11 protein-coding genes are annotated in these 17,625 nt (G+C 39.8%); 9 read left to right on the top strand and 2 right to left on the bottom strand.

The annotated features are described in order from the left end of the window. Window positions 1-40: 40 nt before the first annotated feature. From rbsK to ACSZOX_RS10695, 8 genes are all read left to right on the top strand, one after another. Window positions 41-961, top strand: coding sequence for a ribokinase (rbsK, locus tag ACSZOX_RS10730; protein ID WP_437919953.1), 921 nt, complete (start codon window positions 41-43; stop codon window positions 959-961). Window positions 962-1,013: 52 nt separating this feature from the next. Continuing rightward, complete coding sequence (locus tag ACSZOX_RS10725) at window positions 1,014-2,015, top strand: GRP family sugar transporter (protein ID WP_437919952.1); 1,002 nt, start codon at window positions 1,014-1,016, stop codon at window positions 2,013-2,015. Between the two features lie 91 nt (window positions 2,016-2,106). Next, window positions 2,107-5,256, top strand: coding sequence for a SusC/RagA family TonB-linked outer membrane protein (locus ACSZOX_RS10720; protein WP_437919951.1), 3,150 nt, complete (start codon window positions 2,107-2,109; stop codon window positions 5,254-5,256). A 19-nt stretch (window positions 5,257-5,275) separates the two neighbouring features. Then, the gene (locus ACSZOX_RS10715) at window positions 5,276-7,012 is read left to right on the top strand and encodes a RagB/SusD family nutrient uptake outer membrane protein (RefSeq protein ID WP_437919950.1); all 1,737 of its coding nucleotides are present in this window, start codon (window positions 5,276-5,278) and stop codon (window positions 7,010-7,012) included. A gap of 40 nt (window positions 7,013-7,052) precedes the next feature. After that, window positions 7,053-9,284 (top strand): hypothetical protein, encoded by a 2,232-nt coding sequence (locus ACSZOX_RS10710; protein WP_437919949.1) that lies wholly within the window; start codon window positions 7,053-7,055, stop codon window positions 9,282-9,284. Window positions 9,285-9,289: 5 nt separating this feature from the next. Further along, the gene (locus tag ACSZOX_RS10705) at window positions 9,290-10,324 is read left to right on the top strand and encodes a nucleoside hydrolase (RefSeq protein WP_437919948.1); all 1,035 of its coding nucleotides are present in this window, start codon (window positions 9,290-9,292) and stop codon (window positions 10,322-10,324) included. A 36-nt stretch (window positions 10,325-10,360) separates the two neighbouring features. Then, window positions 10,361-13,609, top strand: a complete 3,249-nt coding sequence (locus ACSZOX_RS10700) for a glycosyl hydrolase (RefSeq protein WP_437919947.1) — start codon at window positions 10,361-10,363, stop codon at window positions 13,607-13,609. 47 nt (window positions 13,610-13,656) lie between these two features. Next, entirely contained in the window at window positions 13,657-14,673 is a 1,017-nt protein-coding gene (locus ACSZOX_RS10695; RefSeq protein WP_437919946.1) for a GntR family transcriptional regulator, read from the top strand. 110 nt (window positions 14,674-14,783) lie between these two features. On the opposite strand, the gene ACSZOX_RS10690 is transcribed toward ACSZOX_RS10695, so the two are convergent. After that, a complete protein-coding gene (locus tag ACSZOX_RS10690) occupies window positions 14,784-15,848 on the bottom strand; it encodes an NADH:flavin oxidoreductase/NADH oxidase (protein ID WP_437919945.1) in 1,065 nt (354 codons plus the stop codon). Between the two features lie 209 nt (window positions 15,849-16,057). Between ACSZOX_RS10690 and ACSZOX_RS10685 the strand changes: the two genes are divergently transcribed. Beyond that, a complete protein-coding gene (locus tag ACSZOX_RS10685) occupies window positions 16,058-16,630 on the top strand; it encodes a hypothetical protein (protein ID WP_437919944.1) in 573 nt (190 codons plus the stop codon). Between the two features lie 66 nt (window positions 16,631-16,696). Here ACSZOX_RS10685 and ACSZOX_RS10680 read toward each other — a convergent pair whose 3' ends face one another. Further along, the gene (locus ACSZOX_RS10680) at window positions 16,697-17,521 is read right to left on the bottom strand and encodes an alpha/beta hydrolase (RefSeq protein WP_437919943.1); all 825 of its coding nucleotides are present in this window, start codon (window positions 17,519-17,521) and stop codon (window positions 16,697-16,699) included. Window positions 17,522-17,625 lie beyond the last annotated feature (104 nt).

Here is a 17,625-nt window from a genome sequence, read left to right as displayed (position 1 = left end):
GTTTGAAAAAGATTATAAACCAGTACACAATTTACATAACATGAGCATTCGCAAAATAATAGTTGTAGGAAGCATGAATATGGATATGGTGGTGAAAACGTCCCATATACCAAAACCCGGAGAAACAGTTTTAGGGGGTGATTTTTTTATGAATCCTGGAGGTAAAGGAGCAAATCAAGCCGTTGCTATTGCACGTTTAGGCGGGGATGTCGCTTTTATCGCGAAAATAGGTCAAGACATTTTTGGAAAACAATCTGCCCAGCTATTCGACGATGAGGGAGTTGATACAAGAGGATTGCTTGATGATGACGTAGAACCCTCGGGGATAGCCCTTATTACCGTAGATGAATTTGGTGAAAACAGTATTGTTGTAGCACCGGGAGCTAATGCACATTTGAAACCAAATGATGTGTCGGCAATTTTAGAAGAGTACCCTGAATCCGATATCTTGTTGATGCAATTGGAAATACCAATGGAAACTGTAAAGGCGACTGCATGTTACTGTCATGCCAATAACATTCGGGTAATTGTAAATCCTGCACCTGCAAATTTAGCACTTCTGGAAGTATTCCCTTACATTGATGTGTTAACACCAAATGTACACGAAGCAGAGTTGTTATCCGGCGTAAAGATTGTAGACATCTCCAGCGCAAGAAAGGCTGCCGAAGTTCTCAAAAATAAAGGTATACAGCATGTAATTATTACTTTGGGTGAAGAAGGGGCCGTGGTACTATCTGAAGATGGTTTTTGGCATGTTGAAACCTTAAAGGTTGCAGCCGTTGATACGACTGCGGCGGGAGATGTGTTTAACGGCGCACTAGCTGTGGCACTTTCTGAGGGTAAAGGATTGCGGGAAGCTACAAAATTTGCTTGTCAAGCGGCTGCACTTGCTGTTACTCGATTAGGAGCGCAGGCATCCATTCCATACAGGAAAGAGTTGTTGTTGGACAATTTGATTTAAAAAAGAATAGCTGCATAACAGTAATTTATTAACCATAATAACCATCTAAACTATGTTCATCGTTGAAAGTTATTTTCTTGCTATCGTATTTTGTTTTATAACTATGGTCTGTTGGGGATCTTGGGCAAATACGCAAAAGGTCGTTCAGGACAAATGGCGTTTTGAACTTTTCTATTGGGATTACGTAATCGGAATCTTTTTACTATCTCTTCTAGGAGCATTTACTATGGGGTCGATGGGTGAAGGGGGACGTTCGTTTCTTGTTGATATTCAGCAGGCCAAGGCTACTGCAGTTGGGAATGCATTTTTTGGCGGTATCCTATTTAATCTTGCTAATATTTTGTTGACTGCCGCTATCGCAGCAGCAGGTATGGCTGTTGCATTTCCTATAGGTATCGGATTGGCCTTGGTCATCGGCGTCGTAATAAATTATGTGCTCATCAGTAAAGGCGATCCTTTCTATCTTTTTTTAGGTGTTTTATTTGTCACGATTGCGATTGTACTGAATGCGTTAGCTTATAGCCAAAAAGCAAAATCGGCTAAAACATCATCTAAAAAATGGATATTGGTCTCGATCCTTGCCGGTGTACTGATGTCGTTGTTCTATCCTTTTGTGGCGGCAGGAGTAGACCTTACCAATTTTCATGAACCAGCGGTGGGCAAGATGACACCTTATACGGCCTTTGTGGTTTTTTCGGTGGGAATTTTAGCAAGTAACTTTGCATTTAATAGTTATTTGATGTCTCGGCCATTGGAGGGGGCTCCTATTCGTTATTCGACTTACTTTAAAGGACGGGGAAGTTATCATTTAGTCGGCATACTCGGAGGATGTATTTGGGGACTGGGAAATTTACTGAATTTTATCGCTGCAGGAAAAGCAGGGCCGGCTATATCTTATGGGCTAGGTCAAGGAGCTACATTGGTTGCTGCACTTTGGGGGGTATTCATCTGGAGAGAGTTCAAAGGAAGTACGGCGTCTACATATCGGATACTGACTGTGATGTTTCTCTTTTTTATAGCCGGATTGGCGCTCATCATTTATGCCGGTGTTTAATCTTTAAACACTTAAATAGATTACACAAATTCAGTTAGAGAAGTTCTTTAACTGTACCAACTATAAACAATTATTATCAGAAAACCTGTCCATGACGAAGTACAAGTCTGGGACACTAACCAACACGAAAAAGATTATGATACGGATTAAGCATAAAACCTTTCAAAGAAGGATACCATGTGTTGCCTTTTTTGTTTCATTCTTCCTGTTTTTGACGCAATATTCTTATGGAGCCATGGACGATGATTTGTCGTTTTCAGGGACGATGTTTCAGCAATCTTATCAGGGGAAGATCGTAGACGCCAATGGATCAGCTCTTGTTGATGTAACGATTGTAAATCATCGGACTCAAACGACCGTGAAATCGGATAATGAAGGCCGGTACAGTATACTTGCAAATCAGGGTGATACGCTGAGCTTCTCGATGATCGGTTACCAATCAACGACACTCGTCACAGGAGAATCTACAGTCGAAAACTTGGTTCTTGAAGCCCAAAATGATGAATTGGAGGAGGTTGTTGTCGTGGCGTATGGTACACAGAAAAAAGAAACAGTTACTGGCGCGATTGCTTCTATTAAAACCAAGGAAATAAAACAAAGTCCAGCCGCAAATTTAGCAGTTAGCCTAGCTGGACGTCTTCCTGGATTAACCTCCATACAGCGTAGTGGTCAACCTGGAAGAGACATTACACAGCTTTTTATTCGAGGACAGGGGACAGTAAATGCACAGAGTCCAATCGTCTTGGTTGATGGTATAGAGCGTGATCTTACCTACATTGACCCCAATGAAGTAGAGTCTGTTACGATTTTAAAAGATGCCTCATCAACAGCAATATTTGGTGTTCGCGGCGCTAATGGCGTTATATTGGTGACGACCAAAAGGGGATCTTCCGAGATCCCAGAAATCAATTTAACTTCTGAATTCGGGGCACAGGATTTTCCTCGGTTTATTACGCCAGTAGATGCCTATGATTTTGCTACGCTTAAAAATTTAGCATTGGCTAATGACGGCCTTCCCGCTGAATATACGCAGGATGCTTTGGATCGTTATAAAGATCAAAGTGATCCATTGCGTTATCCAAACACGAATTGGCGAGACTTACTTGTGAAAGATTTTTCCCATCAACAACGCTATAATCTTAATATATCGGGACTTGGGAAAATGGTGAAATATTTCGTGAATGCAGGATATCTAAAACAAGGTGGGCAATTTAATACGGAGCAAGATCTTAATTATGATCCTAGCTTCAAGCTCGATCGCTATAATTTTAGGTCGAATATTGATATTCAGTTGAATAAGAACTTAAAAGCATTTCTAAATGTTGCTGGATATCTGGAACAGCGAAACAGTCCCTATGCACTGGGAGGAGATAATCCTACCGATTGGATCATCTATTTTATGAATCGTATGCCTGCTGTTGTGCCAGGACCGCTTACACCAGAAGGGGAAGTGATAACCTATGCTGACATTGATCATCCCGCGTATGGTTTAATAAACCGTTCGGGGTACACACAGCAAAAAAGAAGCAATGTATTGGCAACTTATGGGATGGAACAGAATTTAGATTTTATCACCAAGGGCCTATCTATACGTGCGATAGCTTCTTTTGACGCACGTACTGTCAATAATTTGGAGGCGAGCAGGGATTATGAAAAGTATATTCAAATCATAAACCCCAATCTGCAGGGGGCTGATGGAAGGGACAGCGTATATTATCGGGCTTTTAATAATGATCAAAATACTCCTCTTGCGATCGGAGGAGGACGGAGCTTCGAGACATTATCTAATTTCCAGGGTTTTTTAAATTATAATAAAAGTATTGGGAAACATGATGTCACTGCAATGGTTTTATACCAACAACAAAACAATGTGATTAACAACGAGCTGCCTTTTAAGCTAATGGGAGTAGCTTCAAGGTTGACCTATGGATATGATTCCAGGTATTTTATGGAATTTAATGCGGGGTATAATGGTTCAGAGCAATTTGCAGAAGGCCACCGTTTTGGATTTTTTCCAGCCTTATCAGGGAGTTGGATAGTTTCCAATGAAGCTTTTTTTGATAAATCTGTTGTCAATCTTCTGAAAATTAGAGGTTCATTTGGGCAAGTTGGAAATGATCGGATTGGAGATCGACGATTTCTTTACATGGATGATATTCAAGTCGTCGATGGTGGGTTTTCCGGTAGTTTAGGTAATGGTCAAACGGTAAACTACTATCTTTTGAAAAATGAAAATCTACAATGGGAAGTTGCCAAAAAATATAATCTAGGCCTGGAATTCGGCTTACTTAATCAGATTACCTTAACCGCTGATCTATTTTATGAAAAAAGAGACAATATTCTACGGAATAGAGGGACCGTGCCAGACATGAATGGTTTGCCCACAACGGTGTTGCCTCCAGTTAATATCGGCGTCGTTGAAAACAAAGGTTTTGAAATTGAATTGAATTATCGGAAATCGTTCTCAAAGGATTTATCAATATTGGCTCGCGTCAATTTAAATTATGCGACGAATAGACAGGTGTATGCCGATGAACCACTATTACCCGCAGATTACGCTTATCGATACCGCGAGACAGATTATCGCATTGGGCAGATGTTTGGTTACATCGTTGATGGATATTTTGCAGACCAAGCTGATATAGAGAATTCTGCACAACAAAGTGTTGGAGGACACGAGTCACGTCCCGGAGATTTCAAATATCGGGATCTAAATGGAGACAATATTATCAATGAAAGAGATATGGCTCCTATAGGATATTCTACAGTTCCTGAGTATCAGTATGGAGGTGCGTTCAATGTCACATATAAAAATTTGGATCTAAGTGTGCTCTTACAAGGGATAGCAAATGTCTCAAACTATTACAGTGATCAAGGTGTTTTTGCAGATAAGAACTATGTGGGTAGGCATAAGGAAAGTTGGACGGCTGAACGCGCGGTAAATGGAGATCCGATCAATTATCCAAGATTATCTACGCAATCTAATCCGAACGAACGGCCCAATTCTTTTTTTATTCTCGATGCAAGTTATCTACGATTGAAAAATGTGGAAATAGGCTACACTTTGCCCACGATTTGGTCTTCTAAGGTCGGTGCTAAGCGTTTGAGGATTTATGCTAACGGGTTGAATCTGTTTACTTGGGATAAATTGCCGACAAAGGAATTCGATCCTGAATTAACAAATAGCCGTGATTATCCGATTACAAGGCTATACAACTTTGGTGTCAATGTTACTTTTTAGTTATACAAAAAATACTGTCATGAAATATATTGCACGTTTTTTTAGCTTGTTATTGCTATTCGTAATAACATCATGCTCCAAGGATTATTTAAGTATTACGCCAGATGGTCGTACTACACTTGAGGATATTTTCCAAGATGAAAAAAGAACAGAGGCCTATTTGAATAGGGTATACGGTTATATTCCAAGTTATTTTTGGAAATACGGTTTTTTCGATTTTCTAGCGCCATTTTCAGATGAGGCATATGCTTATTCTGGAGCGGTAATGGCTTGGTCTTCTGGAAGCTTAAATGCAAGTGGAAATCCATTGCATACGGCGCAGGAAAGAGGAAAAGGTGTTTATCACTATGGTACTTTTTGGGCTGGTATTCGGGATGCAAATGTCTTTTTGTCAAATGTGGAAACGGCTAATATCCCAAGCTCAACAAATCGCGCCCGTTTTAAAGGTGAAGCTCAATTGTTACGTACATTCTATTTCTGGGAACTTATTAAAGAATACGGGCCGATGCCTATCATTAATACGCCATTTGATAATGATTTTGATTATACCACGCTTGTAAGGCCCACTTTTCAAGAATGTGTCGACTATATTGAAGAACAATGTGACGAAGTGATCGCGAACAACAATGTACCTATGCGAATTACTACAGAAGCTGAAAGAGGAAGAGTGACACGGGCTATGGCATTGGCAATCAAATCCCAAGCATTGCTCTACAACGCTAGTCCCTTATGGAATGAAGGAAATGATCTTTCAAAATGGGAGAAGGCGAGCTTAGTAACACAGGAAGCTATACAATTGCTAACCGCACAAGGGTACCAGTTGGTGAGTGACTATGGCGACTATTTTTTGAGTAAGACAGATATTAACTCCAATCCGCGCGACAAAGAGACTATTTATGAAGTTCACGAAGCGCAGGTGGATCCTGTATTTAGTATAATTAATAGCATTCCAAGTAAACCGGGTATGTTTAAGGTAGGAACTACACCGAGTCAGGAATTGGTAGATAGCTATGATATGCAGCAGAGTGGCGAACCAGCCATCGTTGGCTACCAGGATGCAGATCATTTGCAACCTATTATTAATACCTCTTCCGGCTATGATCCCGCTAATCCTTACCTAGGACGTGATCCTCGATTTTATGCATCCGTATGGTATAATGGAGCTTCTTATGATAATATTGGTGGGAATGTACATATCATGGAGACTTACATCGGCGGAGCCGATCAGTTACTCAAGGCCCCATTAGGTTGGGCATTTACAAGGACTGGCTATTATCTCCGCAAATTTGTTGATCCTCGTCTTCAATCGGGGCAACCAGAAGACACTCGCTGGAAGAAATATAGATTGGCAGAGTTGTACCTGAACTTGGCAGAGGCTGAAAATGAAGCTAATGGTCCTAGCAGCATTGCTCGGGATGCTATTAATGTCGTGCGTTCGAGAGCACAAATGCCGGGCATTCCAACTGGACTAACAAAAGAACAATTTAGAGAGCGTATTCGAAGAGAGCGTAGGGTGGAATTGGCGTTCGAAGAACATCGTTTTTGGGATGTCCGACGCTGGAAGATTTTGGATCAAACAGATAAGTTGGTTACCGGTATGGAAATCACAAAACGTGCGGATAATACCTTTAGCTATGCTCGTTTTGTCACGGAAAGAAGAAGCGCGTGGAGCGATAAATTTAGAATATTGCCGATTCCTATTAAGGAAACGTCGATAATTCCTGATTTCGATTTGAATCAGAATCCAGGATGGTAAAAGTGAAAAGTTTTCATTCGGTCATTAAAAATAGCATTTTATGAATTCCCTTTTAACTCAACTTACAATAACAGCTATATCTATAGGATTGCTTGCCTGCAAAAAATTGGAGCAAAAGAAACCCGTAGAGGATGTAATTTCAACGAGAAGTACTTCCACAGCTTTGACAGATGATCAAGAACGTTATATCGTTTTTTTCTTAACAAATACTAGTGTAGATCAAGCTGATAACGAAAATACAGGAAGAGATGCCAATACGGCTTATACATTTGTAGGTGAATTACCACAACTATTTGGTGCAATAGATCCACAGTCTCCTTATAAGTACGCTTTCGGACTCCCTGGCCCAATGCTGTTGACTCAATCGGTTCAAGAGATGCAGTATCAGGTAAATGAGGCATTTGATATAGCGGAAAAATATAATGTGCCTGTTTATTTTCAGTTGGATGATATAAACAACTATACGACTCAATTTGGAAGCGGAGCTAGCCCGAAGTTTTATGATAATACTGCCTGGTGTGAATGGGTATCTTTTCCTGCTTCTGGAGAAGCCTGGGGAGGGCAAACAAACGGACGTTTACCCTATTATTGGTACAATTGGGGAGCATGGATGCATGCAGAAGCGTTCCCTAATTTACAATCAGCCGATTTTCGATCTTTTGTGAAAAGTCAACTGGAGAACGGGGTGCTATCTGTACTAACAACTAGATACAACAGTTTGAAAGCACAAGGAAAAGGTTATCTTTTCGCAGGTATGGCCATTGGATGGGAGACACATATCCCGGATTATTCATCCGATAATACCTTGTACAATGTCAACCCGGCCTCGCTGCCAACAAATGTACTAGCAGGAGATCAAATGCAAGGTTGGGAGGCTGGAAAGTTGGGATATGCAGCACTTCACACATTAGGTTATACAACCTATGATAAGGAACGCCTTTATCAGGTTATACATGATTATTCTGAATTTTTAGCGAAAACAGCTTATGATTCTGGAATTCCTAAAGCAAAGATATTCTCGCATATCGTTGGAATTAAGTCAAGTCAACCCAATCTGTCCACGACATTTGCGCCACCTATTTGGACGGCTGTTAATGATTATTCCACACCAGGATTTACATTATCTCCTGTGAGTTGTCCGTATAATCTAAATACCCTTGTAAGCGAAATTCAGTTGGCCGATCCTTCACAGGTGCGTTTTGGAAATGCCGAGGGATACAGTATAGGTGCAGACGGCTCGTTTGCGCAAGCGGATGCCTACTTTGGTGATATGTTTGGACATGGGGCGTCTATAGTTGCTGTTTTTGGATGGGGACGTGAGCCTGCTACCTCTGCATTTGCAGTTTCTCATAGTCCCAATAGTCCTTTTGTTCAAGCCGCTCAAAAATGGCTTAGTAATGAGGTGAAAGTATGGTCTTTTTCCTCCGATCAGGAAGGCTGGAGTGTGGGGCAGCATGTAGATGGTTTTGGTAGAAACAACGATGGTAGAATCAAGGGAACGGTGAATGGTAACGATGCATTTATCTTGTCGCCTGATGCATTAGGATACGCTACAGCGAACGGAGGAAAGATACAGATTGGAATATCGAATAGTTCAAGTAATACAATTGGTCAAGTATACTTCACAACGACGGCTAGTCCTAACTGGTCGGAAGATAAACGTAAGGATTTTACTATCAACCCAAACAGTGGACAGATAAATTACGAGATCGATCTCTCGACGCTCGCTAGTTGGCAAGGAACACTTAAGCAACTCCGGATTGATCCAATAAATTCTTTGCCGGGATCGCCTAGTACTGGAGAGTTCTTTATAGATTATGTACAGCTTGGCAGTTTGCAGTGGGACTTTCAAACGGATGTGCAGGGATGGTCTGCAGGGCAACAACTCTCTGCCTTTGGTTGGGACGCTTGGCCGGCGAATTATCTCGGAGGAAAGATAACAGGTGCAGATGCTTACCTGATATCGCCGGATAACCTCAATCTGGTGTTGGCAGGATGTCGGTATGTGGTCGTTCGTATAAAAAATGCAACAGCACAGACGATTGGACAGATTTATTTTACAACAGTTTCGGATAACGTTTGGAATAACAATAAGGAAGTATCGTTTGCTATGCAGGCTTATTCCGACTATACGACCTATACTATAGATATGAGTAGTGTTTCCGCTTGGTCTGGTACATTAAAACAGTTGCGTATAGACCCTGCTAACGCGTTGCCTGGTGATCCGGCAGCTGGTTTCTTCCATATTAAAGAAATAAAAATTGTCAACTAGTAGCGATGAGAAAAATAACGATTAAGCACTATAGCCTGAGTTTCCTTTGCAGTCTGGTATTATCGTGTTGTTGTATACAAGGAATAAGTAAGCCACGTACATCGGTGATCTTTGAAACCGACATGGGGAACGATATTGATGATGCTTTAGCATTAGCTATGCTTTTCAGATACGCAGATCAAGGTCATATAAATCTTCTAGGCGTGGTGAACAATAAAGAAAGTTTGAGTTCGGTACAGTTTCTAGATATAATGCGTAAACAATATGGCTATCCTGATCTTCCTCTCGCTACAGTGCAACAGGGAGTTCAGGGTGAACCCGAAGAAAGGAGTTTTGCCCGTAAAACGATGGACTATAAGTTATATGGAAAGCGTGCTTTTAGCAGTGGAATTCAGGGCTATAGTCAGGTGGATTCGGCTATTCACCTTTACAGGAAACTACTTGCAAGTGCTGAGGATAGTAGTGTTGTGATCATTTCAGTCGGATTTTCTACGAATATAGCTCGTTTACTGTCTTCTAAAGCAGATTGCTATAGTATGCTTAATGGATATGAACTTGTAGAAAAAAAGGTAAAGTATCTTAGCATCATGGGAGGAAGTTTCGTTCATGAACCTAGGCACCGAGAGTTCAATATTATTTCGGATATTTCTGCTGCACAAAGCTTGTTTAATAAATGGCCGACTAAAATTTATGTTAGTCCTTTTGAAGTCGGCAGTGCGATACGTTTTCCTGCAACGTCGATTATACAAAATTTAGGTTACACGGCGCTGCATCCATTGGTGGAGGCGTATAAGTTATATTTGCCGATGCCTTATGATAGAGAAACGTGGGATCTTACTGCTGTTTTGTTTGCTGTGGAAATGGATTCCTCTTATTTTGAGGTAAGCTTGCCTGGTATAATTAACGTAGATAATAACGGATATACTACTTTCATGCCGGAGTCAAACGGAATACATTACTATCTTAAGAAACCAGATATAGAAGAGGGAAAACGTATTCAACGGAGGTTTGTTGAACTCATTCATTGTATGTCCAAATAAATTAAATCGAATATCTATATCCATAAATTGTTTAAAATGAAAGCTAAAACAACTTGTATCTGCCGCGTTGTATTTTTCGCATCGCTCTTGCTATTGATGGATCTACGCATATATGCCCAGTCTTTTGACCAAACAGTAAAACATTTCCAGGTTCCGCCCGATTCTATTAGACCCTATGTCTATTGGTACTGGATAAATGGTCATGTTTCGCCTTCAGGAGTTGTTCAGGATCTTCAGGCAATGAAAGATATTGGTATTGGAGGAGCGTTTATAGGGAATATTGGTCTCAGTAAGGAAGAAGGTACGTCGTATGGCGATGTAAAACTTTTCTCTCCAGTATGGTGGGAAGCTACGCAGGCGGCGATGGAAACTGCAGGGAATTTAGGTATCACGATGGGGATGTTCAATAGTCCGGGCTGGAGTCAAAGTGGGGGGCCTTGGGTTCGCCCCGAAGCATCCATGCGTTATATAGGTGTGAGACAGGAGTGTCTTGAAGGAGGGACGAAAATCCTTAAAGAAGTGAAAAAAACAGGATCAGATAGTACGTATTTGTTTAGTTTGGCTGTTCCTTTCAAACAGATGGGTAGATCGATTGTGAATCGACCGCCGGTGATGAAGGCCTCTCCTGAAATAGCTGATTTGTCTATGCTAGTCGACGGGGTAACGAATAGATTCATTCCAATCGGAGAAAACGAAAAAATGGTGACCTTGGATTTTAAGTTTCTTGAAGATCTGAGATCGCAAAGCTTAACTCTTTATCCAAGTAGCCAACCTTTTGCTGCCACAATAACACTACAAGCAGAATTAAATGGTGCGTTTGAAACGGTATATGTATCTGATTTTGATAGAAGCAATACGAATTTGCAAACTGGATTTAACCCTCAAGCCGTGTTGTCTTTGTCATTTCCGCTGGTTAAGAGTGACAGATATCGTTTAATATTCACGAACATTAGCGGTATTCCAAGTTTTTCAGAAATATCTTTATCGGCAGATCCGGTGATAGACCATTATATGGAAAAGCAGTTGGCAAAGATGCATGCTACGCCATTGCCACTTTGGGATGCCTATCGGTGGAAAAAACAAGAAGAGCCTTTCGAAAACAAGGGGATTATCGATCCATTGAAAGTCATACGTCTGGACGAGTTCGTGCGTGCTGATGGGAAACTTGATTGGGAAGCTCCTTTAGGAGGTTATTCTTTAATACATTACTATTCCGTCCCAACAGGAATTACGAATAGCCCTGCTGCAGTGGAAGGAAGAGGTTTGGAAATTGATAAAATGGACGCCAGTAAACTAGATGATCATTTTGATGCTTTTATCGGAAATGTGTTAAAGAGGATTCCAGTGAATAAGAGGAAAACATTTAAATATATGGTGGCTGATAGTTATGAAGTAGGATCGCAAAATTGGACGGATCGGTTATTTGAAAAGTTTCATGAAATATATGGCTATGATCCTCTTCCTTATTTTCCGGTGCTGTCTGGTATGCCTGTAGGTAGTGTAGATGCGTCAAATCGTTTTCTTTGGGATCTTCGCCGATTAGTGGCCGATCTGGTTGCTACCGAATATGTGGGAGGCTTACGGAAAATAGGTAACCAACACGGCCTAAGATTATGGTTAGAGAACTACGGGCATTGGGGATTTCCTTCGGAGTTCTTAAAATATGGTGGGCAATCGGATGAGGTTGCAGGCGAGTTTTGGAATGAGGGCGATTTAGGTAATATAGAAAATAAGTCGGCGTCGTCAGCAGCACATATTTACGGCAAGAAGAGAGTTTGGGCGGAATCCTTTACGGCAGGAGGGGGAGAATACAGTCGCTATCCGGCATTGCTTAAACGCCGAGGAGATTGGGTATTCACCCAAGGTGTTAACCAAACGTTGCTCCATCTTTACATTCATCAACCAGATCAACTGACTAATCCCGGAATAAATGCGTGGTTTAGTACAGAATTCAACAGAAAGAATACATGGTTTAATGCCAGTAAAAGTTACATAGATTACCTTCGTCGATGTAATTACATGTTACAGCAAGGGAATTCTGTAAATGACATTGCTTATTTTATTGGTGAGGATGCTCCTATAATGACAGGAACCCGTCAGCCTGAAATCCCCGAGGGATATGATTACGATTATGTTAATGCCGATGTCATTCATAAAATGTTCGTCAGAGATAATTATTTATGCTTACCGGGAGGAGCTTCTTACCGCATTTTGGTGCTTCCTCCTTTGCCGGAGATGCGTCCAGAGCTCCTCGCAAAAATCAAAGATCTTGTTTATGACGGGGCTGTAATCCTTGGTGGAGCTCCTCTACGCTCACCAAGTCTCGAAGGATATCCCTATGCCGATGAAGCCGTGCGAAAAGATGCCGCATTACTTTGGGGAAAAAAACGGCCTGAGAACGGCATTCGTCATGTTGGTAAAGGGTTAGTCATAGAAGGAATCGATCTTTCAAATGCACTTGAATATTTAGGATTAAATCCCGACTTTACGATTAACGGCGAAGGAAACATCTGTTATACACATCGTACCTCAGTAGGGCAGGAGATCTATTTCATAACAAACCAATCGGAGGAAAAACAGAAATTCACTGCTGCCTTTCGTGTAGGTGAAGGAACTCCATATTGGTTTGATGCGGTGACTGGAACAGTGAAGAAATTGACGTTTGAAAATAACGCCAAAGGAGCGGAAATTTCTTTAAAGCTCGATGTTAATGAAAGTGGATTTGTCGTATTTGATAAGCACAATGAAAGTCATACGTATTTACCGCTGTATAGTTTTCAAGAACCTTCCACGATCCAACAGATTGATAATCCATGGACGGTAGTTTTTAAGTCTATGCCGACAAAACAAAATCAAGATTTTACAGTGCAATTTAAACAGTTGATAAGTTGGGCGGACCATGATGATAGGAGTATCCGGGATTTTTCCGGAACTGCAATCTATAAAAATAGGTTTCAAATAGGACGCTCGGAGAAAAACGAATTGCTTTATTTGGAAACAGATCCTATAGTTGGCTTAGCGACCGTGCGTATCAATGGGAGTCCCGTAGGCACCTTGTGGACAGCTCCTTGGCGTTTAGATATTTCTGATGCTGTAAAAGAAGGTGATAACAGTATCGAGATTGAGGTGGTGAACACCTGGAAAAATAGTTTGATAGCCCAAAGCAAATTGCCGAAAGAACAACAATCGCTTCAAATTGAAATTAACAATTATACCCCTGAAAGTTTATACGATAAAGCAGGGTTAACAGGATCCGTTTCTATAAAAACTGTAAAGGGGAAATAATAAGCGGATAATTGCATCTTTAAATTCGTTGTGTAAAAAGGTAATCTATGATCGAATATCTTAAGATAAATGCTTATTCAATAACACCAAAATATGTGCAGTTAGCTAGTTGTATACAAGATGTTATTAGAAAGCGATTAGTTAAGAAGGAAGAGTTGCTTCCTTCTATTAATGAACTATCTTCTCATTTGGAATTATCGCGTGATTCGGTCGTGAGGGCATATCGGTATTTGCGGGAAAAAAGAATTATTGGTTCTTGGCCAGGAAAGGGGTATTATGTGAAGAACGAATGTGAAGCGCCCCGCTATCGTGTCGCATTTTTTCTCAACAGAATGAGTGCCCATAAAAAAATAGTATTTGACGCATTTATGAGTGAGATGAATGGTGAAGCTTCTGCCGATATATTTGTTTATAACAGCGATATCGATTATTTCAAGATTTTGTTGCAAGAAACAGTTGATTCGTACGATTATCTGATAATCTTTCCTCATTTTTTTGGAAGTTTAGAAAAGGTCAACAATGTCTTCTCTAAGATCTCATCTGGTAAGTTGATCTTTTTGAGTGACGTTGTGAAGGGCTTTGATAATTTTTATGGTGCGGTGGTCGAAAACTATCAGGAAGATCTCTATGCTGCTCTTTATGAATTTGCAAGCGATTTGTCTAAATTTCAATGTCTTAAAATGATTTTTCCAGATAAAAGCGACTATCCTAAAGCTATTATCAAAGGGTTTTATCACTTTTGTGATAAGTTTGGTTTCCGACACGAACTTATTGGAAATGCAAGACGAATTAAAATAGCTTCGGGAGATTGTTATATCAATTTAGTCGACGAAGACTTGCCTATTTTGCTTGACAAATTAACGATGAGAAAACTCGTGTTGGGAAAAGATATCGGGCTCATATCTTATAATGAAACAAAACTGAAAAAATACATCCTTAATGGCTTGACCACTATTTCTACTGATTTCACAGCAATGGGATACAAAGCTGCATCTCTTATAAAATGTGGAAACGGGGGAATATTCATTAATCCATTCAGCTTGGTTAAGCGTCAGTCAATTTAGTATGTTTTTGAGAAGGAATGTTGTATGCAAAAGCATTTTATGTCCATTGTATCTTATCATACAGAAAGGTCACATTTTTTGCAACCTTTCTGTATGTGTAAGTGGTATTTTTAAAACGCTCTTTCATATTGTTTAGGAGGATTTACTGTCGATCGCAGTACCTTGGCTGCATGTAGTGGAAAGTAAGGATCTCGTAGTAATTCCCGTCCGATAAATATAAAATCTGCATCTCCATTGACCAAAATTGTCTCGGCCTGTTGTGGAGTATCTATTAATCCTACAGTTCCAACTAAAATTTCTTCTTTAAGATCTTTTTTGATAGCACTTGCAAAAGGTAACTGATAACCAGCTCCCACGGGGATTTTCGCATCAGGAACTAAACCACCTGTTGAAACATCGATAATATCAACACCTACTTTAGCAAGCTCTCGAGTCAGCCAAATGGAGTTTTCTACTGTCCAGCCATGTTCAACCCAGTCCGTTGCTGATATGCGTACAGATATAGGCAAGTTGTCTGGCCATTCTTCTTTTACTCTTTCAATTACTTCAAACAATAATTTTGCACGGTTTTCTAGATTTCCACCATATTCATCTTTTCGTAAGTTCGTCACAGGAGACAAGAATTCGTGTAAGAGATAACCATGTGCGCTGTGGATTTCGATCAGTTCAAAGCCCGCTGTTAATGCTCTTTTCGCAGCAAGAGCGAAAGCTACTTTAATAGCTTCGATATCCTCTAAATTCATTTCTCTCGGAACAGGCATGTCGGAAAATGGGAGTGGAGATGGCGCTATTAATTCCCAACCGCCTTCTGAAGGTAACAAAATGCGACCGTCCCCTCCAGAAACCCATGTACTTCCTTTTCTGCCGGAATGTGCAAGCTGAATCGCTGGTACGCTACCACAGTTTTTTATAAATGAAGCAATTTTTTTTAAACCTGGAATTTGTTCATCATTGTAGATTCCTAAATCTCCTATTGCAATTCTGCCATCGGCCTGGACAGCTGTTGCTTCGACCATTACAGTACCTGAGCCTCCCATAGCTCTACTTCCATAATGTACAAGATGCCAGTCTGTTGCAATTCCATCAACGGCTGAATACATACACATAGGTGAAGTAATTATTCTGTTTTTAAAAGTAATCGATTTGACGTCTATTGAGCTAAATAATAATGACATTTAATATCTGTTTAATTAATGATGATGTACAAGTATGTACAAATATATACCTCAAATTTCAGATACTTTTTTATATTATACAAATAATTTAAATTAGGGTAAACTATTATTTAAGTTATATATTTGTTGGTGTATAACGTAGGGAAATTAAAACGATATTGGTTTATCGTAAGCTGTAAATAGATCGATTTTACGAATAAGGAATAGTGATGAAAACGCAAACAAAGAATAGTAAAGTGATTAAAACTGTCGGTATTTCATTGTTTTTTGGAATTGTGCTCGTCGTTTTTATGTTGTATACTTCCATAAAAACGAAATCTACAGATATTAGTCATTATGCTCCCTTTCGGACTTATATAGGTCAGTCATTGTTTTTGAATAAGGACACCTATTTATTTGTTGAAGATCCTGTTTTTGTGGTAAATAAGGATTACCCCTATAGTTTACTTGATCCAGAGCATGAAATGTGGCAATCCTTTCAAGACAGGATGTTACTTGAAAAATCAGAAGTTAAACAGATAACAAGCATTCCGAGTGGTACAAAGATTGCGATAGAGAAAGCTGTACAATATACAAATGGTGTGTCAGGTTTTTCTACACCTATTGTATTTGGCAGCCTAATACTTGGAGAAACGCAGTATAAAGTAAGCTATAGATGGGGCAATCAGGATCTTGCCAAGTTCTTGGATCAAGATGATTATTGTTGGAAATTTGATCAGGCACCTTGGCAAGAAGTAAGAGATCGTGCGTATTATAAAATTCCAGATGCAAAATGGTGGTAGCAATTTTCGTAGCCCTATAGACAATAATTATTCTCTTTTTTCTATACAGGGCTGCAAAACTGGATTTTAAGGCTTACTTTGTTTAGTTAATGTCCAAACTAATGCTTTTTCTTTAGTGGATTTGAAAATAGTACTATGTGTTTCTGTAGGTTCGTTGGAAAAATTCCAGATTAAATTGGGGAGATTTTGAGATTGGAATATATCCGCTAATTGTTTTGCAGAAGAGTATATTCCCGCTGTATTTGATGCAGCGAACCAAACACGTTTTTCGTTTGTTGGCAAATTTGCTAAATGCTCTTTTGCCGTGTTAATCAGGTATTGATTATTCCACCACAAAGAAGGATCAAAGGCGATGTAATTATCGAACATTTCAGGTTTTAAGAATAGTGTTTCCATTACAAAAAGCCCCGATAGTGATTCTCCAATAATACTCCTTTCGTCTGTCGTTCTGTATCGTTTAGTGATTTCTGGAAAAAGCTCTTGACTAATAAATGTTCGAAATTTTTCGGAAGCACCCACTACAGGAGCAATTTCTTTATCTTCCTGTACATTTGTAAAGCCGGTTAGATCTCTTCGCCTTTGCGTATTTTCAATGCCTACAAGAATTAAAGGTTTTATCTTCCTTTCTTCGACGAGCTTTGCTAACGTACTAGCCACATGAGAAAAATCTTCTTCTATCCCTCCATCAGCCATATACATTACAGGAAGTGAGTCTGAATTGTTTTTGTAATCTAGAGGTGTCCAAACGTTAATAATACGTTTTTCAGATAGCTGTTCAGACTGAATAGCAAAAGTTTCGTGCTCAGGTATAGAATCTGTAGATCCCGAAGTATTGGAACAAATTGTAAATGAAAAAATTCCTGCAATTATACTATAAATAAGGGATTTCATAGAATTATCTTCGTGTTTCAGTGTTTTGGATATATCTAGTATTGAGTATCACAATATCTGGAGACTTCCTATGCTACGAAAATACAAAAGAATTAAAATCTATG

Origin of the sequence: Sphingobacterium sp. LRF_L2 (assembly GCF_965644235.1) — a bacterium.
Lineage (GTDB): Bacteria > Bacteroidota > Bacteroidia > Sphingobacteriales > Sphingobacteriaceae > Sphingobacterium.
The sequence above is the reverse complement of the archived record's forward strand: the minus strand, read 5'-3'. Positions and strand labels throughout refer to the sequence as shown.